Below are 18,356 nucleotides of genomic sequence, written 5' to 3' on the forward strand. Positions count from 1 at the left end.
CGAAGGGTTGAAGCCATGGGAGTGCCTGCTCAAGGTAGTGTGGAACTGGACCGGACCTGCTGACGTACGCCGGCGAATGGCACATGGTTTCACCCTCGCCGCCCGCGCTCACGCTGCATTGCCGCATAACGCAAAAACGCGCGCCCTGACGGCACGCGATGCCACAATGATGACATGAACATTCAACTCAACGGCACCCCGCGCGACATTCCCGACGACCTGCTGCTGGCCACCCTGCTGGAGCAGGAAGGTCTTGCACAACGGCGCGTGGCGGTGGAGATCAATGGCGAAATCGTGTCGCGCGGGCGGCATGCCACGCACCGGTTGCGTGCCGGCGATGTGGTGGAGATCGTGCACGCGCTGGGCGGCGGTTGATGCGGCACGCAGGCCGGCGCAGCTGCGCGCGATCGGTGATAATTGCCCGATGACCAATACCGCCCCCTCTGATGCGCTGATCATCGCCGGCAAGCCCTACCGTTCGCGCCTGCTGACCGGCACCGGCAAGTTCAAGGACCTGGACGAAACCCGCCTGGCCACCGAAGCAGCCGCCGCGCAGATCGTCACCGTGGCGATCCGCCGGGTGAACATCGGCCAGGACCCGAACGCGCCCAGCCTGCTCGATGTGCTGCCGCCGGATCGCTACACGCTGCTGCCCAACACCGCCGGCTGCTACACCGCCGAAGACGCGGTGCGCACCTGCCGGCTGGCGCGCGAGCTGCTGGACGGCCACAACCTGACCAAGCTGGAGGTGCTCGGCGACGAGCGCACGCTGTATCCGGACGTGGTGCAGACGCTCAAGGCTGCCGAGCAGTTGGTTGCCGATGGCTTCGACGTCATGGTCTACACGTCCGACGATCCGATCCTGGCCAAGCGCCTGGAAGAGATCGGCTGCGTGGCGGTGATGCCACTGGCCGCGCCGATCGGTTCCGGGCTGGGCATCCAGAACAAGTACAACCTGCTGGAAATCATCGAAAACGCCAAGGTACCGATCATTGTCGATGCCGGCGTGGGCACGGCATCGGATGCGGCAATCGCGATGGAGCTGGGCTGCGACGGCGTGCTGATGAATACCGCCATCGCCGGTGCACGCGATCCCATCCTGATGGCGAGCGCGATGCGCAAGGCGATCGAGGCCGGACGCGAAGCCTTCCTGGCCGGGCGGATTCCGCGCAAGCGGTATGCCTCGGCGTCGAGTCCGGTGGATGGCGTGATTGGATGAGTGGGTGGGCTGCGTTGACATTGCCGTCGATGCGCACTGCCTGGCCGTGTGACGTGCCGGATGTGGCCGTTGCTGGATCGCGCGTTGCTGCACGTGCTCCCTTACGCCGTACCCTCACCCCAACCCCTCTCCCCAAGGCAGAGGGGCTTTTGTTTTTTGATGTGACTTCCTCATGACTGATCCTTTCACCAGCGACGGCGCCAAGATGCCGCCCAAGCCCTTCACCATCGAAGAGGGCCGCCGGCAGGTGCGCAGCTTCGTGCTGCGCCAGGGCCGCTTCACCCCGGCGCAGCAGCGCGCGTTCGACGAGCTGTGGCCGCGCTTCGGCCTGGACTACAGCGGTGCGCCGCGCGATCTCGATGCGGCCTTCGGCCGTCCCGCACCCAAGGTGCTGGAGATCGGGTTTGGCAATGGCGCGGCATTGCGCTTTGCCGCGCAGCAGGACCCCAGCCGCGACTACATCGGCATCGAGGTGCATGCGCCCGGCGTCGGTCGCCTGCTCAATGCGCTGGACGAGGATGGCAGCACGCATGTGCGCCTGTATCACCACGATGCGGTGGAAGTGCTCGAACACGAGATCGCCGATGGCGCGCTTGACGAGGTGCGCATCTACTTCCCCGATCCGTGGCACAAGAAGCGCCACAACAAGCGCCGCCTGATCCAGCCGGCGTTCGCGCAGCTGGTGGTGCGCAAGCTGCGCGATGGCGGCCGCCTGCATGCGGCCACCGACTGGGCCGATTACGCCGAACAGATGTGGGACGTGCTCGACGCCACCCCGGGCCTGGTCAATCGCGCCGGCCCGCGCGGCCACGTCGAACGCCCCGCCTGGCGCCCGCAGACCCACTTCGAAACCCGCGGCCAGAAGCTCGGCCACGGCGTGTGGGATCTGGTTTATGACCGGGATTCGGGAGCGGGGATTGGGGATTCGTAACAGCGCTTCCCCGCATACTCGACGCCGCAGTCGCCTGACCAATCCCCACTCCCGAATCCCGAATCCCTGCCCCGATGGACACCGCGCTGACACTGACCAACGATATGAAGCTCGTCCTCGGGCTGGTCGGTTTCACGATGGCGATGTTTTTGTTCGAGCGCATCCGCGCCGACGTGGTGGCCTTGATCGTGCTGGTGGTGCTGGGCGTCACCGGGCTGGTGGCGCCGGAAGAACTGTTCGGTGGTTTTTCCGGTAACGCGGTGATGAGCATCATCGCCACCACCATTCTCGGTGCGGGGCTGGAGCGCACCGGTGCGTTGAATCGCCTGGCGACCTGGTTGCTGCGGCGCTCGCACGGCAGCGAACAACGCCTGATGATGATGACGCTGGCCATCTCCGGCTTGAATTCGTCCTTCATGCAGAACCCGTCGGTGATGGCCTTGTACCTGCCGGTCGCCTCGCGGCTGGCCGCACGCACCGGGCTGACCCTGCAACGCATGCTGCTGCCGATCGCCGCGGCCATCGTGATGGGCGGCGCACTGACCATGGTGGGCAATTCGCCGCTGATCCTGCTCAACGATCTATTGGTCTCGGCCAACAACAACCTGCCCTCGGGCATGGCCAGCATCGAGCCGTTGACGATGTTCGCGCCGCTGCCGATCGGCGTGGCCCTGCTGATCGCCGCACTGCTGTACTTCCGCTTCTACGGCGACCGCAAGCTGATCGAAGAAGAACGCCTGATCAACGAAGGCGTCACGCCCTCGCGCACCGAAAGCTACTTCGCCAAGACCTACGGCATCGACGGCGACGTGTTCGAGCTCACCGTCAGCGCCGAAAGCCCATTGGTCGGCATGACCCTGGGCGAGGCCGAAGCGCTGCACGACGCGCCGTTGCTGCTGGCCCTGAAGACCGGCAACGACACCCGCCTGGCGCCGCCGGCCGACATGCGCATCTGGGTCGGCAGCGTGCTCGGCGCGATGGGGCCGCGCCAGGAAGTGACCGACTTTGCGCAGAACCAGTTCCTGCGCATGTCCTCGCGCCTGCGCAACCTGGGCGATCTGTTCAACCCCAGCCTGGCCGGCATTTCCGAAGCATTGATTCCGCCCAACTCGCGTCTGATCGGCAAGACCGCCGCCGAGTTGCGCCTGCGCAAGCAGAGCGGCATCAGCCTGCTGGCGATCAACCGCGACAAGCAGGTGATCCGCGAGGACGTGCGCAACGTACCGCTGCGCGGCGGCGACATGCTGGTGTTCCACAGCATCTGGCAGGACCTGGCGCAGGCGGCGGAAAGCCGTGATTTCGTGCCGGTGACCGACTTCCCCAAGGGCGAGCAGCGCCCGCACAAGTTCAAGATCGCCATGGCGATCTTCGCCTTCACCATCCTGATCGCACTGACCTCGCGCTTGCCGGTGGCACTGACCTTGATGACCGGCGTGGCCTGCATGCTGGTCAGCGGCGTGCTGCGCATGGACGAGGCCTATGCCTCGATCAACTGGAAGACCATCTTCATGATGGCAGGCCTGATTCCACTCGGCTGGGCGATGGACAGCAGCGGCACCGCGGCCTGGGTGGCCGGCCACACCATCGACCGCCTGCCCGAAGGCATTCCGGTATGGGCGCTGGAAATCAGCCTGGCGCTGCTGACCACCGCGTTTTCGCTGGTGATCAGCCATGTCGGCGCCACCATCGTGATGGTGCCGATTGCGGTCAACCTGGCGCTGGCCGCCAACGGCAACCCCACCGCATTCGCGCTGATCGTGGCGCTGTCGGCGTCCAACAATCTGATGACGGCCTCCAACCCGGTGATCTCGATGGTGGCCGGCCCGGCCAACTATCAGCCGCGCGAGCTGTGGCGCGTGGGCGCACCGCTGTCGCTGATCTACATCGTGGTGATGGTGTCGATGATCAACCTGATGTTCTGGTGGGCGGCGCGCTGAGCCGCACCACTTTCAACGGTCACCCAAGCACCACCTGCTCACCCTCGATGCGCACCGGCACCGCCAGCAGCGACTGACCGCGGCACGGGCCGCTGATGCATTCGCCGCCGGTGAGCTCGAACGCTGCGCCATGCGCTGCGCACACCAGATGGCCGTCCTTGGTCTTGAGGAACTGGCCCGGCGCCCAATCCAGCCGGCGGCCGGCGTGCGGGCAGACGTTCAACCAGGCGCGCACCTGGGCGCCGTCGCGGTACAGCACCAAGGACTCCGGGCCGCCGTCCCAGACCGCTTCGACTTCCAGAAATCCGGCATCGGGAATCTGCGCCAGTTCGGCAAGCGTGGTGGGCGATGACGAAGACATGCAGTCTGCTGTTCGGAGAACGGACTGCGATTGTGGCATGCGCCTGCAGCGCTCCGACGCCACGCAGTGGCCACGGTCCACGCATTTGCTGGCCCGTGTGGGCGCTGCTCCGGGGCCGCCAAGGCGACAATCGCGCAACACATCGGATGTGATGGATTTAACAAAACGAGCTATCGCTTAACGAAGTTTTCACTCAATGACATGAAACCGCAACGATACTGCCTGCCTGTTTCCTGCCCGGCAGCCCACCGCCATGCCTGCACGCATCTTCCAATTCGGTAACCTCCACCACCTGTTTGCCCCGCGCAAGCCGCGTCACCCACTGGTGCGCGTGGCCGCCGGCCTGGCTGGTCTGGTCATCCTTGCGGTGCTGATCTTCTTCAGCGTGTTCGTGGGCGCGGCGATGATCCTGGGCGGCATTGCCTGGAAGCTGCTGAGCAAATCGAACCGTCGCACGCCGCAGCACACCCGCGTGGTCGAGGCCGAATACCGCGTGGTGCGCAAGCCTGCGCTGCCGTTGTCGCACTGAAGCGCCAGTCCACCGCCTCCAGCGCGGTGAGCATCCAATCCCGAATCAGTCGCGCAGGTATTGACCGGTGTGCGCGAGTTTGCGTGCGCCGATGCAAGCCGTGATCGCAGACCTGCCAGCCAGACGTTGCGCCGCACTGCACGCTGCAGCGCGACGGTTCCGTCATGCACAGCCAAACGGCTAGACTCACGTGCTCCGTTCCCCAAGGATGCGTGCATGACCCACGATGTGATTCCCGCCGCCGATGTTCCGCGCATTCCGGTGGTTGGTGGCGGCAACTTTCCGGTGCACCGCATCTACTGCGTCGGCCGCAACTTTGCCGATCACGCGCGCGAGATGGGCGCCACTGCGCCGTCCTCCAAGGCCGAGCGTGGCCAGCCGACCTTTTTCATGAAGCCTGCCGATGCGATCGTGGTCGGCCACGGCGACCACATTCCGTACCCACCCGGCACCAAGGAACTGCACCACGAAGTGGAACTGGTGGTGGCACTGGGCAGCGATGCGCCGGCCGGCGAGTTGCCGGTGGAGCAGGCAGAGGCACTGATCTACGGCTACGGCGTGGGCCTGGACCTGACCCGACGCGATCTGCAGGCAGCGGCCAAGGCCAAGGGCCTGCCGTGGGACATCGCCAAGGGCTTCGACCACTCCGCGCCGATCAGCGAGCTGGTGCATGCCGGCGAAGTGGGTGCGCTGGAGGCATTGAACCTGTCACTGGAAGTCAACGGCCAAGTGCGGCAGCAGTCGTTGCTGGATCAGATGATCTGGAACGTGCCGGAGATTTTGCATGAGCTCTCCAAGCTCTATGCATTGCGCGCGGGCGACCTGATCTTCATGGGCACGCCGGCCGGTGTCGGCCCGCTGCTGCCGGGCGATCAGTTCAGCGCACGCCTGGAAAACGTTGCCGAGCGCCACGGCATCATCGCGGGCTGACACGCGGCCCGCTACGATCACCTTGCGGCAGTTGGTCCGCGACCGCATCTGGAGTGCGCTATGGGAATGGTCAGCGAATTCAAGCAATTCGCGATGCGTGGCAATGTCATCGACCTGGCGGTCGGTGTCGTCATCGGTGCAGCGTTCGGCAAGATCGTCACTGCACTGGTGGAAAAGATCATCATGCCGCCGATCGGCTGGGCCATCGGCAATGTGGATTTCTCTCGCCTGGCGTGGGTGCTCAAGCCAGCCGGCGTCGATGCCACCGGCAAGGAAATTCCGGCAGTGGCGATCGGCTACGGCGATTTCATCAACACCGTCGTGCAGTTCGTGATCATCGCCTTTGCGATCTTCATGGTGGTCAAGCTGATCAACCGCCTGACCCACCGCAAGCCTGATGCCCCCAAGGGCCCGAGCGAAGAAGTGCTGCTGCTGCGCGAGATCCGCGATTCGTTGAAGAACGACACACTGAAGACACCGGGCGTGCCGTAAGCGGACACATCCGCTGCGCAACTTCGCGCAGGAGGATGACCTTTCGCACGCAGACGGGGGACCTCGCGCTGATAAGCTCGGGGTCCCCTTGTCGTTGGAGCCGCCCTGCATGCGTCGCCTCGCTGTTGCCATCTCTGCCCTACTCGCCTGCACACCCGCGCTTGCCGCACAGACCACCATCGCCGATGGCGCGCTGCGCACCGCCGCGCAGCTGCGCGAGCAGGCCCTGGCCGACACCACCGGCTTTGCGGTGGTGGAATCGTTGACCACCGAAGTGGGCCCGCGCATTGCCGGTGGCGAGGCCGACCCGCGCGCGGTGGCCTGGGCCAAGGCCAAGTTCCAGTCGCTGGGCTTCGACAAGGTGTGGACCGAGCCGGTGAGCTTTCCCAAATGGCAGCGGCGCAGCGAACAGGCGGCGGTGATCGGTGCGCATGCGCAGCCCCTGCACATCACTGCACTGGGCGGCAGCCCAGGCGGCACCGTCGAAGGCGAGGTGGTGCGCTTCGACAACCTGGCCGCACTGCAGGCCGCACCGGCCGGCTCGCTGGCCGGCAAGATCGCGTTCGTCGATTACCAGATGACCAAGGCGCGCGACGGCAAGGATTACGGCAATGGCGGCGCGGTGCGCAGCAAGGGTCCGTCGGAAGCGATCCGCAAGGGCGCGATCGGCTTCGTGATGCGCTCGGCCGGCACCGACTCGCACCGCGTGCCGCATACCGGCATCACCCGTTTCGATGAAGGCGTGACGCCGGTACCGGCAGCGGCGTTGTCGGTGCCCGATGCCAACCAGCTCGCGCGCCTGACCGCGCTGGGCAGCACACGTGTGCGACTGGCGCTGGATTGCGGCTGGGACGGCACCGCGACCTCCTACAACGTGATCGGCGAAATCACCGGACGCAGCAAGCCGAAGGAAGTGGTGGTGATCGGCGGGCATCTGGATTCGTGGGATCTGGGCACCGGCGCGATCGACGATGGCGCCGGCGTGGCGATCACCATGGCCGCGGGCCACCTGATCGGCCAACTCAACCAGGCGCCCAAGCGCAGCATCCGCGTGGTGGCCTTCGCCAACGAGGAGCAAGGCCTGTACGGCGGCAAGGCATATGCAGCCGCGCACGGCAAGGATGCCAAGGACATGGCGCTGCATCAGATCGGCGCGGAGAGCGATTTTGGTGCCGGGCGCATCTATGCGTTCAACACCGGCTCGGCGGCACCGGACGAGTCGCGCGCAGCGACCAAACAGATTGCCGAAGCGCTTGCGCCGTTGGGCATCGCGTATGAGCCGAGCAAGGGCGGCCCCGGCCCCGATGTCGGGCCGATTTCCGCCAAGGGTGGCGCCTGGGCATGGCTGGCGCAGGACGGCACCGACTACTTCGATCTGCACCACACCGCCGACGACACGCTGGACAAGATCGACCCCAAGGCGCTTGCGCAAAACGTCGCGGCCTACACGGTGTTTGCGTATCTGGCGGCCGAAGCCGATGGCGATTTCGGCAGCCGCGCAAAAAGCGTGCAGCCGCCGAGCGAATAACTGCATTTGCAGACGTCGCGTGCACTCCTCCGTTGAGTGCGCGCGGCAAAGAGCACGCGCACACTGCGCGTGATCTGTGCCGATACCGACATCGCAGCGACGATCGCCAGCGGCCAGGCACGTCCTGGTCGCTGCAGGCCTCAAGCACGCCACCTGCCTTTCGCTTCCACTCCAGGACGAGCACACACAATGGCGGCCAAGCGCCAACGCAGTGCGAACAACGCGGCAACCCTGCTGGATGTCGCCAAGCACGCCGGCGTCTCGCCGATGACCGCTTCGCGCGTCATCAACCGCCACCCGCATGTCGGCGAGGAAATGCGCGTGCGGGTGGAAGCCTCGGTCCAGGCATTGGGGTATCGCCCCAACCTGGCCGGCCGTTCGTTGCGCACCAGCGGCCTGTTGCGCATCGGCGTGCTGTACAGCAATCCCAGCGCGGCCTACCTCAACCAATTCATGCTCGGCCTGCTCGAACAGAGCAGCCTCAATGGCAGCCAGGTGCTGGTGGAAAAATGCGGCGCCATCCGCAGCCAGCGTGCCGCCACCGAGCGCTTGCTGGCGGCCGGCGTGGATGGCGTGATCCTGCCGCCACCGCTATGCGATTCGCGCCAGACCATCGCCGAACTCGATGCACGCGGCATCCCGGTCGTGGCGGTGGCGAGCGGCGCACCGATGGCGCAAATCAGCTCGGTGCGCATCGACGATTATCAGGCTGCGCGCGCCATCGTCGATCACCTGATCGAACTCGGCCATCGCCGCATCGCCTTGATCAAGGGCGACCCCAAGCACACGCCCAGTGCATTACGTGCCAATGGCTATCTCGACAGCCTGCAGGCTGCCGGCCTGCCTGTGGCCGAAGAGTTGATGGCGGACGGTCTGTTCACCTATCACTCCGGCCTGCTCGCCGCGCGCAGCCTGCTCGCGCAGGCGCAACCGCCCACCGCCCTGTTCTGCAGCAACGACGATATGGCGGCAGCCGCCGTTGCGGTCGCACACGGACTGGGCCTGCGCGTGCCCGAGGACGTATCGGTCGCCGGCTTCGACGACACCCCGGTCGCCACCACCATCTGGCCCGAGCTCACCACCGTGCATCAACCGGTCACCGCGATGGGCCGCGCGGCGGTGTCGCTGCTGGCCGATGCGATCCGCCAGCGACGCAAGGGCGATCCCGCGCAGGGCGTGCATCAGGTGATGAAGTACACCGTGGTCAAGCGCGGCTCGACGGCCGGGCCGCCGGCGCGCTAAGCGCCGCATCGATCGGCATCGGGTAACGCCTGCGCCATCACGCAAAAAAACGGCCACATCGCTTCCCGACGATGCGGCCGAATGGGAGGGTGCCTGACGTTGCCGTCAGGCGTACTGCAGCGCCGCACTCAGCGGCGACGGGAAGAAAGCGCAATGACCGCTTGGAGAGCGACAACAGCGAAACATGCGCGACCCAGCGCGGGGGTGCGCTGGGTCGCACAACGGTGCAGCCGGATCAGAAGCGCAGACGCAAGCCCGCGTAGTAACGACGTTCGAAGATGTTCTGGTCGTAGTAGTGGTTGGTCCACTGCGCGTAGCGCCGCTCGCTTTCGCCGGTCAGATTGGTGGCCTGGGCGTACAGGGTCAGGTGATCGTTGACGTCGTAGCTGAAGGACGCATCGAGATAGCCCACGTCGTCGTTCCAGATCGCCAGCTCGTCGCCCCAGGCACCGCTGTTGACCTGACTGAAGCGCTTGCTGCGCCAGTTGTAGGCCACACGCGCCTGCAGCTTGTCCTTCTGGTACCACAGCACCGCGTTGGCCTGGTGCTTGGAGTTGTCGCCGATCGGCAAGGTGTTGCCGTCGATATCGGTGTTGTCGGTGTCGGCGTCGGAGAAGGTGTAGTTGATGTTGGTACCAAAGCCGCTCAACCAGCCGGGCAGGAAGTCGAAGGCTTGCTGATACCCCACTTCAAAGCCCTTGATCTTGCCGCCACCGCCGTTGACGATGCGCTCCACCGGGCCACCCAGCCGCGCCACGCCATCGGCGTCGGGCAACAGCTCGATATTGGTCACTGTGGTGGGGAACGACTTCACATCGATCAGGAACGCACCCACGCTGACCAACGACGCATCGGAGAAATACCATTCCCACGAGGCGTTGTAGTTGGTGGCGCGGTACGGATCGAGATCCGGATTGCCGGAGCGGCCATTGAGGAACAGCACCGCATCCGAAGGCAACGCGGGGTTGCGCGGTGGCGTGCCGTTGACCGCATAGAAGCTCACCAGCCCGCGCCCGAGATCGGGCAGGTCCTGGCGCGCCACCGCCTTGTTGTAGGCAAAGCGCAGCTTCTGCGCGTCTGTGATGTCCAGCGACAGGTTGGCGGTGGGCAGCACGTCGGTGTATTGGCGGTTCAGGCGATTGGTACCGATCGCCGGGCTGACGCCGTTCCACTCGACATTGCCGATGAACACATTGCCGCTGCTCAGGTACTGGTCGATCGCCAGCTTGGTCTGCACGATGCGCGCGCCGATGTTCGCCGTCCACGGAACCGCGCTGCCGGTACCGCCTTCCAGATTGGCCAGAAAATACGCTGCGGTGCTCTTTTCGGTGACCTTGTAGGAGTCGGCGGCCTGCTGGTAGGCCACGTTGCCCGGGTACAGGCTGTTGAGATAGCCCACCGGATCCTTCATGACCTGCGGGTTGATCGCCGGCAGGCCCTGGCTGCCCAGGCCGGTGACCTTGAGCGGATCGAAGTCGTTGAAATACGCCCAGTAACCGGGAATCGAATTGAACGGCAGCAGGCGCGCTTCAGAGACGCCGCTGCAGGTGTCCACGATCAGCGGATCCTTGAAGTAATACAGCGAGCGGTTCGGGTCGGCGCAGCTGGTCGATACCGGCGACAGATAGCGATAGGTGTCCAGCTTGACCTCGCGCTCGCCGTAACGGATGCCGAACTGGAAGCCGCGCACCACGCCCTCGTCGAACTCGAAAGTGCCATCGGCGCGGAACGCGTCCATCGTCGCTTCGATCTTATTGCCCTGCGCCCAGGTCGACATCAGCTGCCAGTTGTCCGGGTTGGACACGTCGGTGCCGAGGTTGACCGCCGGATAGGTGCCACGGAAATCCACCGAGGCATCCACTGTCGGCAAGCCGTTGGCGTTCGCCCACTGCGTGACGCCGCCGGCGCGCGTGATCTGGTCGCCACGCGTCACCACCGCATCGGCACGCGCTTCGTCGTAGGTGCGCTGCGCATCGCCATGCACCCAGCGGAACGAGGCACGCAAAGGGCCACCATCATCGAAGCGCAGCTCCAGGTTGGTGTTGAGCGCGTCCGAGTCGGCAACGCCGGCCATCGAGTGGGCCTGGAAGCGGTTGTAGCGGAATTGGCCGTATTCGAGCACGCCGTTGGAGTCGACCACCGACCCGGGCTGCAACTGGTTGGTGGCCCAACCGGTGTGCAGCTGCGCGGCCACCGAGGTGTCCTGGTCTTCGAGCTTGGTGTAGGCCGCATCGGCCAACACCGTCCACGAATCGTTGATGTTGAACTGGAACGAGCCGTTGATGCCGGTGCGCTGGCGATCGGTGCTGCGGTTGTCCAGTTCGGTGGCGACCCAGTTGTAGAAGTAATCGCGCGGCAGATTGCTGGGGTCGGTGTTGCTGCCGATGCGCCCGTCGCCGTTGAAATCGAAGCCCACATTCTGCTCGGTGGATTTCTGCGCGCCATTGGAATACACGCTGGGGTGCTTGTTCTCCAGCGTGGCGTCGGAGTACGACACGGCGAGCAACGCGCCCCAGCGCTCGGTGCGGAAGCTGGCCAGCCCCGAGTACAGCTCGTTGAGTTCCTGCACGCGGTCGCCGTAGGAGCCTTCGGCCTGGCCGCTGAAGGTCCAGCCTTCCGGCAGGTCGAACGGGCGCCGCGTCTTCAGCGAGACGGTACCGCTGATGCCGCCATCCAGATCGGCGGCGGTCGGCGACTTGATCACATCCACCCCACTGAACAGCGTCGGCGGGATATCGACGAAATCCGGCTGCGCGCGGCCGATGTTCGGCTGGCCGTATTGATCGCCGCCACCGGCGCTCAGGTACAACTCGCCGTTCATGGTGGTCTGCACCTGCGGCATGCCGCGGATATTGAGCTGCGAGCCCTCGCCGGCCGAACGCCGGATCTGTACGCCGGGCACGCGTTGCAGCGAATCGGTGATGGTGACGTCGGGCAACTTGCCGATGTCTTCGGCAGAGATCGAGTCGATGATCTGCGCGGCGGTGCGCTTGTTCTCGATGGCCTCGGCCTGCGCGCCGCGCACGCCCTTGACCATGACCTTGTCCAGGTCGGTGACCCCGGCGGCGTTGCCGGCGTCCTGTGCGCCTGCGCTGCCGGCAAGCAGGGTGAGTGCAGCCGCGAGTGCGGCGGCCAGTGGGGTATGGCGGGTGTTCGAATGCAGCTTGTTCATGGTCCCCTCCCAGGGATGACGACAATCCACGACCGTTTCGAATGGCATTGCAGCAACGGCAATGCGGTATTGGCTGACGCGCAATCGGCGCGTCAGTGCGAACGCCGTGCGCGGGCACGGCGCGGCAACGTGCTGGCGCCGCTACGGAGGCCCGTTGGCAACGCCTGTTGATGGTTCGACATTCCAGCCGCGCACCTGCAGCGTGGCATTGCGCAAGCTCGCCGCGGACGGGCCACGGATCTCGATCTCGCGCTGCTCGCCCGGCACCAGGCTGAGGTAGTTGTCGCTGTAGTACGCCGGCAGGATGCGCTGGCCTTGCGCATCCACCAGGGTCAGCTTGGTGTTGAGCGCCACCTGCTGCGAGGCATTGCGCACGCTGGCGCGCAGCACCGGTTCGGCGCCCTCCTGCAGCTGCGTGCTGAGCTGCACCGGCACTGCCGCCAGCGCATCCAGACCGCGCATGGCCGCCGCATCGCGCGCCACCCAGTAGAAATTGCGCGAACGCACAACCGCATCGCGATCGAGCAATTGCAGCCGCACAAAGCCCAGGCCATTGGTATCCTTGAGCAACGGTGCCAGTTGCAGCACCGGTGCCGACACCGCAACCGCCGCGGCCTCCATCGCTTGCTCGCGCTGCTGCAGCAACTTTCCGTCGGCGGCATAGACTTCTGCGCGCACGCGCAGGCCGCTCACCGGCTCGGCCGCATTGTTGACCACCACCACCTCGTGGCCGGGCAGGTTCATCTGCACATGCAGCATCTCTGCCGCATTGCGCACACCGTAGTAGGCCGCGTGGGTGTCGTAGTCGTGGCTGTAGATCTGCCACATGTTGCTGGGCCAGGCCGGATGGCTCATCCATAGCAGCCGCCCGCTGTTCTTGCTCCACAGCTGCGCGTTGAAGCCTTCGAAGATGGCGCGGTGGGTGTCGTAGTTGAGCAACTGCGCCTTGCGTTCGAAGTCGGCCAGGCTGGTCGGCGCGCCGAGCTTGTCGGTCAGCGAGCGCATGAAGCTGGCGGTGTCGCCGTTACCGGACTGGTGCCAGTCGTGATACGCCCAGGCATCGCCGATCGGCCACTGGTCCTGCACCGCAGGTACCGATGCCTGGAACGACTCCAGGGTGGAGAACGAGGGCGTGCCCACCTCCACCGAAAAGCCCTGCGCCAGCTTGTTGAAGTACGCCACCGGCTCGCGGTAGTTGTACGGGCCGCTGCCCTGCAGATTGATCTCGTTGGAACTGCCGGTATACCAGCGCGTGCCATCGAGTTCGGCCACCAGCTGGTCCAGGCCTTCGTTGAGGATCGGCGCCGGCACACCTTCGTTGCGCCCGAACCACAGCACGATGGAAGGATGATTGCGGAAGCGCTTGATCACCTCGGCGGCGTTGTCCAGGAACAGCGCCGCGTCGGCCGGCTCCATGTTGTAGTTCTGGGTGGACTGCCAGAAGTCGTTGAGCACCAGCATGCCGTATTCGTCGGCCAGCTCGAAGAAGCTGGCTTCGGTGTTCTGCCCCACCCAGTTGCGCACCACATTGAAATGCGCATCGCGCTGCAGACGGAAGTACGGCTCCAGCCGCTCGCGCGAGACCCGCTTGCGCCAGTCGTCCATGCCCCAGTTGCCGCCCTTCACCGCAATACGCACACCATTGATACGTAGCGCCAGATGCGGAGCCAGGCTGTTGTCGTCGAGCTGCTGCACCGCCGGCGAGGACAAGGCGCCGGGATACAGGGATTGCGCATTACCGCCGGGTACGGGCCGGATCGCTGCATGCCGCACGTCGACGATGCGCTCGCCGCGTTGCCGGGCCTGATTGAGATCGACCAGGACGCGGCGCAGCGCGCCATCGTCGTCGAACAATGACAGTTCGTAGGTCACCTGACGAATGCCGAAGCGCAGCTGCTGCGCGTCCGACGGCGTACCGGCCACTTCGACGCCGGCCTGCAAGGTGTACAGCGCAGGCTCGCCATAGCCGTTGGGCCACCACAGGCGCGGATTGGCGATGACCAACTGCGGCGTATCGGCGGCGGTGAGCTTGAGCGTGCTGCCACCGGCCGGCACGTTGACCTCGCGCCGGATGCGCACATCGCCAAAGGCCAGCTGCACCGTGCCCTGCACTGCTGCGGCAGTGTCGTTGCGCAGCGGCAGGTTGATTTCGAGTTCTGCACGGCGGTGGTCGGGTGCCAGCCGTGCAGTGACCACCTGGGTATCGCCCAGCGCCAGCGGACCTGTGGCATGCAGCTGCACGTCCTGCCACAGACCGGCATTGCGATCGCGCACCGCCGGAATCCAGTCCCAGCCTTCGCTGGCGATGAAGCTCGGCCCATCCAGCGCCTGCATGCCGCCATTTTCGCCGACACCGGCCGTCATCGACTGTTCGTGTGCGATGCCGGGATGCGGTGGTGGCGACACGCGCACCGCGATGACGTTCCTGCCCGGCTTGAGCTGCTTGCTGACATCGAAGCGACCGCGCGCGAATGCGCCGCGGGTGCGCCCGACCTGGGTGCCATTGACCCAGATCTCGCCGGCGTAATTGATGCCGTTGAACAACAGCTCCAATCGCTTGCCTTGCAGTGCTGCAGGCATATCGAAACTGCTGCGGTACCACCAGTCCTGCCGGCTCAGCGATTCGGGAATCGCCATGTTGTTGAGGCCGACATCCGGATCCGGATACACGCCACGATCCACCAGCGTGGTCAGCACCGTGCCCGGCACGGTCGCGGCGCGCCAACGGCTCTTGCCGGCGGCGTAATCGCTGCGCGACAGCGTCGCACCGCTGGCTTGACCGAGCTCTGGTGCCGCAGCGAGTTGCCATGCACCGACCCGCCATGCGGCGGCATCCAGCGGCTGCAGCGCAGGCGCCTCCGATACCGGCCTGGCGACCGGCGCCGGGAAGGGCGCGGCACTGCGCGGCAGGGTCGCCGCCGCTTGCGGCGCGAGTTGCCCTGCCATCTGCTTGACCTGCACGCGCCAGCCGGGCGATGCGTCTTCGAAGCGCTGCAGCGCAGGATCCGGCGCCTGTCCGGAAAGCCGTGCGATGGCTGCCGCATCCAGCGCACCAGCCTGCGCAGTGAAGCCTGCAATCTCGCCGCCGAAGTGCTGCGTATACGCCGCCGGTTGCTGACGCGGGCCGAACACCAGCGTGGGCGCGACCGCGCTTTGCTGCACGTTGCCACTGGCCACCTGGCGGCCATTGGCATACAGGCTCAGGCGCGTGCCCTGCGCAATCGCGGCGACCTGCGTCCAGACACCGGCGCGCAGCGGCTGCTTGCTGCGCAGCACATGCTCGGCGCCTTGGGCAAAGCCCAGCATGCCGTTGTCGATGACGAAGAAACGGCCAGCCGCCTGCGGATCACCGAGCCCGGCAATTAATGCCGGGCCGGTAGTCCCGCTGGAGGGCCGCACCCAGGCGGACACGCTCCAATCCGCATCGGCGGCCAGCAGCGGTGTTCCGGCGGCAAGCTTCTTGCTCAGCCCGAGACCGCCCGCGAGCACGCGCACGTCGTAGGGACCGGGCGGATCGGCATCGGCGGGTGCAGCCTCCACTGCAGTCCAGGCGATGCAAGCACACAACAACCACAGCGCTCCACGGCGGAACGCCTTGCGAACCATCAGCATTAGAGGCCTCTCCCAAGCTCTACTGCCAAGCAACGGTGCACACCACCTCGACGCAACCGCCAAGGCGACGCGTGGTCGCCTTGTCATTGCATCTGTCGTGATGCCGCCCGTGGCTGCCGCCCCTGTTTCAGCGGCCATGGTGCGAGGTAACGTTACCCCAGGTGGATATCGACGACAACCGTTCTGCGTTAGGGTTGGCGCTCCCAGGAGGAGGGACCCATGCGAAACCTGATCCAGTCCGCATTACCGGCGGCGTGCGCGCTGCTGTGTTCGATCGCGTTGCCTGCAGTTGCGCAACGTTTGCAGGTGCAGTCACCCGACGCACGTACGCAGGTGGAATTTTCACTGCGCGAGGGTGGCGTGCCAACCTATCGCGTGCTGTATCGCAACAAAGTCGTGCTCGACGACGCTCCGCTCGGACTGGATCTGGGCCGCGCCGACACGCTCGGCAAGGCGATGACGTTGCAGGGCAGCACCACCGAAACGCATGACAGCCGCTTCGCCCTGCCCGTGGGCAAGACGCGTCAGGCACGCGATCACTACCGTCAATTGCGCGTGCAGTTGTCAGACCCCAAACAGCGACGCCTGACGGTGGAATTGCGCGCCTACGACGACGGTGTTGCGCTGCGTTATGTGCTGCCCGACGCCGGTGAGGTGCGGATTCGCAATGAGCTCACCAGCTTTGCATTCCCCAGCGATTACGCATGCTGGAGCTTGAACCTGGGCCGCTTCGGCACCAGCCATGAGGGCGAATACGATGCGATCGCCGCATCCAGATTGCGCCCGCACAATCTGCTCGAGGTGCCGCTGGTGTGCCAGACCGATGCCAGCGGCACCACGCTGGCGATTGCCGAGGCGAACCTGCGCGATTATGCCGGCCTGTATCTCACCGGCCGCGAGGATGGCAGTCTGGGCGTGTCGGCGAAATTATCGCCACGCCTGGACGACCCCAAGCTGGCCGTCAGCTTTGATGCCAAGGGCCGTGATTTCGCCACGCCTTGGCGGGTGATCATGCTGGGTGACAGCCCGGCCAGCCTGATCGAATCTAATCTGATTTCCGCACTCAACCCACCGCCGGCCTTCGATGCGAGCTGGGTGCGCGCAGGCAAATCGGCATGGGATTGGTGGTCCGGCTCACTGGCCAGCGGCGTGGCCCAGCCGGGCATGAATACCGCCACGATTCAGCGCTATATCGATCACGCGCAGCAATTGAAACTGCAATACATGCTGATCGACGATGGCTGGTATTTCGGCAGCACCGGCGATGGCCAGTACAACGTCGATGCCGATATCCGCCGGCCGGTGGAGCAGCTCGACCTGCCGGGTCTGGTGGCCTACGCCCGGCAGCGCGATGTCGGGCTGTGGCTATGGGCGCATTGGCGCGCGCTGGATGCGCACATGGACGAAGCACTCGCCTGGTATCAGCAACTCGGCATCAAGGGCATCAAGGTCGACTTCATGGACCGCGATGATCAGCAGATGGTGGATTTCTACCACCGCCTGTTAGCCAAGGCCGCCGAGCACAAACTGCTGGTGGACCTGCATGGCGCCTATCACCCGACCGGCCTGACCCGCACCTATCCCAATTACCTCACGCAGGAAGGCGTGCTCGGCGCCGAGTACAACAAGTGGACCACCCGCATCACCGCCACCCACAACCTCACGCTGCCGTTTACGCGCATGTTGCTCGGGCCGATGGATTACACACCGGGTGGCTTCCGCAATGTGCGTCCGGCCGAGTTCAAGATGCAGCACATCGCGCCGCAGGTGATGACCACACGTGCGCAGCAACTGGCGATGTATGTGGTCTACGAAAGCCCGTTCGCGGTGGTCGCCGACAGCCCGGAACAATACGAAAACGTGCCGGCAGCGCAGTTCCTGCGCGATGTGCCGGCGAGCTGGGATGAGACACGCGCACTCGATGGCGCGATCGGCGAGCACATCGCGCTGGCGCGGCGCAGCGGCAAGGACTGGTACGTGGGCGCAATGACCAACGAGCAGGCACGCACGCTGACCTTGCCGCTGGCATTCCTGGGCAAGGGCAGCTGGACAGCCACCATCTATGCCGACGGCGCGGCCCCGACGGAGGTGCGTATCGATACGCGCAAACTCACCTCCAACGACAGCTTGCAGCTGCCATTGGCTGCAAACGGCGGCGCCGCCGTGCGACTGCAAAAAAAGTAAGAACAGCCATGCTTATAACGAGGTGACCGTGCACACCTTTGCGCATCGGCAACGCGCCGTACGCAAGGGTGTGCATGACCATCGACACGGCATCCGCTTAGCGCATTGCGCTTGCGGTGTGCCTGATATCACGCAATGCGTGTCTGCCGATCCATTTGTTTTTCAGGCAGTTAGGATGCGCACGCCTTCAACGCAGCATGCGCCGGCTAGCCAAGCCCG

The 18,356-nt window shown here is 65.4% G+C and carries 13 protein-coding genes; 10 read left to right on the plus strand and 3 right to left on the minus strand.

The features are described from left to right. Positions 1-174: 174 nt before the first annotated feature. From thiS to ABQY64_RS15905, 4 genes are all read left to right on the plus strand, one after another. A complete protein-coding gene (gene thiS, locus ABQY64_RS15890) occupies positions 175-375 on the plus strand; it encodes a sulfur carrier protein ThiS (protein ID WP_016903326.1) in 201 nt (66 codons plus the stop codon). Between the two features lie 49 nt (positions 376-424). After that, positions 425-1,219, plus strand: coding sequence for a thiazole synthase (locus ABQY64_RS15895; protein WP_016903327.1), 795 nt, complete (start codon positions 425-427; stop codon positions 1,217-1,219). 172 nt (positions 1,220-1,391) lie between these two features. After that, entirely contained in the window at positions 1,392-2,150 is a 759-nt protein-coding gene (gene trmB / locus ABQY64_RS15900; RefSeq protein ID WP_053045691.1) for a tRNA (guanosine(46)-N7)-methyltransferase TrmB, read from the plus strand. 74 nt (positions 2,151-2,224) lie between these two features. Next, positions 2,225-4,087, plus strand: coding sequence for an SLC13 family permease (locus tag ABQY64_RS15905; protein ID WP_016903329.1), 1,863 nt, complete (start codon positions 2,225-2,227; stop codon positions 4,085-4,087). Positions 4,088-4,106: 19 nt separating this feature from the next. Here ABQY64_RS15905 and ABQY64_RS15910 read toward each other — a convergent pair whose 3' ends face one another. Further along, entirely contained in the window at positions 4,107-4,448 is a 342-nt protein-coding gene (locus ABQY64_RS15910) for a Rieske (2Fe-2S) protein (RefSeq protein WP_039525787.1), read from the minus strand. A 253-nt stretch (positions 4,449-4,701) separates the two neighbouring features. Here ABQY64_RS15910 and ABQY64_RS15915 point away from each other — a divergent pair, with 253 nt between their 5' ends. The 5 genes from ABQY64_RS15915 (at position 4,702) to ABQY64_RS15935 (ending at position 9,169) form a co-directional block, all read left to right on the plus strand. Continuing rightward, positions 4,702-4,977 carry a hypothetical protein gene (locus ABQY64_RS15915; RefSeq protein ID WP_024940319.1) on the plus strand — a complete coding sequence of 92 codons (276 nt, stop codon included), beginning with the start codon at positions 4,702-4,704 and terminating at the stop codon, positions 4,975-4,977. A 216-nt stretch (positions 4,978-5,193) separates the two neighbouring features. After that, complete coding sequence (locus tag ABQY64_RS15920; RefSeq protein ID WP_065050315.1) at positions 5,194-5,907, plus strand: fumarylacetoacetate hydrolase family protein; 714 nt, start codon at positions 5,194-5,196, stop codon at positions 5,905-5,907. A 60-nt stretch (positions 5,908-5,967) separates the two neighbouring features. Further along, the gene (gene mscL / locus ABQY64_RS15925) at positions 5,968-6,399 is read left to right on the plus strand and encodes a large-conductance mechanosensitive channel protein MscL (protein ID WP_024940317.1); all 432 of its coding nucleotides are present in this window, start codon (positions 5,968-5,970) and stop codon (positions 6,397-6,399) included. 109 nt (positions 6,400-6,508) lie between these two features. Next, positions 6,509-7,927 (plus strand): M20/M25/M40 family metallo-hydrolase, encoded by a 1,419-nt coding sequence (locus ABQY64_RS15930; RefSeq protein ID WP_349779523.1) that lies wholly within the window; start codon positions 6,509-6,511, stop codon positions 7,925-7,927. Between the two features lie 189 nt (positions 7,928-8,116). Further along, positions 8,117-9,169, plus strand: coding sequence for a LacI family DNA-binding transcriptional regulator (locus tag ABQY64_RS15935; RefSeq protein ID WP_039525778.1), 1,053 nt, complete (start codon positions 8,117-8,119; stop codon positions 9,167-9,169). 235 nt (positions 9,170-9,404) lie between these two features. Here the strand turns inward: ABQY64_RS15935 and ABQY64_RS15940 are convergent, their stop codons facing one another. Together ABQY64_RS15940 and ABQY64_RS15945 are read right to left on the minus strand one after the other, a co-directional pair. Next, complete coding sequence (locus ABQY64_RS15940) at positions 9,405-12,341, minus strand: TonB-dependent receptor (protein ID WP_102585144.1); 2,937 nt, start codon at positions 12,339-12,341, stop codon at positions 9,405-9,407. Positions 12,342-12,482: 141 nt separating this feature from the next. Then, complete coding sequence (locus ABQY64_RS15945) at positions 12,483-15,953, minus strand: LamG-like jellyroll fold domain-containing protein (RefSeq protein ID WP_349779522.1); 3,471 nt, start codon at positions 15,951-15,953, stop codon at positions 12,483-12,485. A 219-nt stretch (positions 15,954-16,172) separates the two neighbouring features. Between ABQY64_RS15945 and ABQY64_RS15950 the strand changes: the two genes are divergently transcribed. Beyond that, positions 16,173-18,137 carry a glycoside hydrolase family 97 protein gene (locus ABQY64_RS15950; protein ID WP_349779521.1) on the plus strand — a complete coding sequence of 655 codons (1,965 nt, stop codon included), beginning with the start codon at positions 16,173-16,175 and terminating at the stop codon, positions 18,135-18,137. The last annotated feature ends 219 nt before the right edge of the window (positions 18,138-18,356 follow it).

The organism is Xanthomonas sp. WHRI 7065 (assembly GCF_040203115.2).
GTDB lineage: Bacteria > Pseudomonadota > Gammaproteobacteria > Xanthomonadales > Xanthomonadaceae > Xanthomonas > Xanthomonas arboricola.

Bases quoted from the DNA above. Each gene is read 5' to 3' on its own strand.
- ABQY64_RS15940 (WP_102585144.1), bottom strand. From the start codon at position 12,341: ATGAACAAGCTGCATTCGAACACCCGCCATACCCCACTGGCCGCCGCA.
- mscL (WP_024940317.1), top strand. From the start codon at position 5,968: ATGGGAATGGTCAGCGAATTCAAGCAATTCGCGATGCGTGGCAATGTC.
- ABQY64_RS15950 (WP_349779521.1), top strand. From the start codon at position 16,173: ATGCGAAACCTGATCCAGTCCGCATTACCGGCGGCGTGCGCGCTGCTG.
- ABQY64_RS15920 (WP_065050315.1), top strand. From the start codon at position 5,194: ATGACCCACGATGTGATTCCCGCCGCCGATGTTCCGCGCATTCCGGTG.
- ABQY64_RS15935 (WP_039525778.1), top strand. From the start codon at position 8,117: ATGGCGGCCAAGCGCCAACGCAGTGCGAACAACGCGGCAACCCTGCTG.
- ABQY64_RS15895 (WP_016903327.1), top strand. From the start codon at position 425: ATGACCAATACCGCCCCCTCTGATGCGCTGATCATCGCCGGCAAGCCC.
- ABQY64_RS15910 (WP_039525787.1), bottom strand. From the start codon at position 4,448: ATGTCTTCGTCATCGCCCACCACGCTTGCCGAACTGGCGCAGATTCCC.
- trmB (WP_053045691.1), top strand. From the start codon at position 1,392: ATGACTGATCCTTTCACCAGCGACGGCGCCAAGATGCCGCCCAAGCCC.
- ABQY64_RS15945 (WP_349779522.1), bottom strand. From the start codon at position 15,953: ATGCTGATGGTTCGCAAGGCGTTCCGCCGTGGAGCGCTGTGGTTGTTG.
- ABQY64_RS15915 (WP_024940319.1), top strand. From the start codon at position 4,702: ATGCCTGCACGCATCTTCCAATTCGGTAACCTCCACCACCTGTTTGCC.
- ABQY64_RS15905 (WP_016903329.1), top strand. From the start codon at position 2,225: ATGGACACCGCGCTGACACTGACCAACGATATGAAGCTCGTCCTCGGG.
- ABQY64_RS15930 (WP_349779523.1), top strand. From the start codon at position 6,509: ATGCGTCGCCTCGCTGTTGCCATCTCTGCCCTACTCGCCTGCACACCC.
- thiS (WP_016903326.1), top strand. From the start codon at position 175: ATGAACATTCAACTCAACGGCACCCCGCGCGACATTCCCGACGACCTG.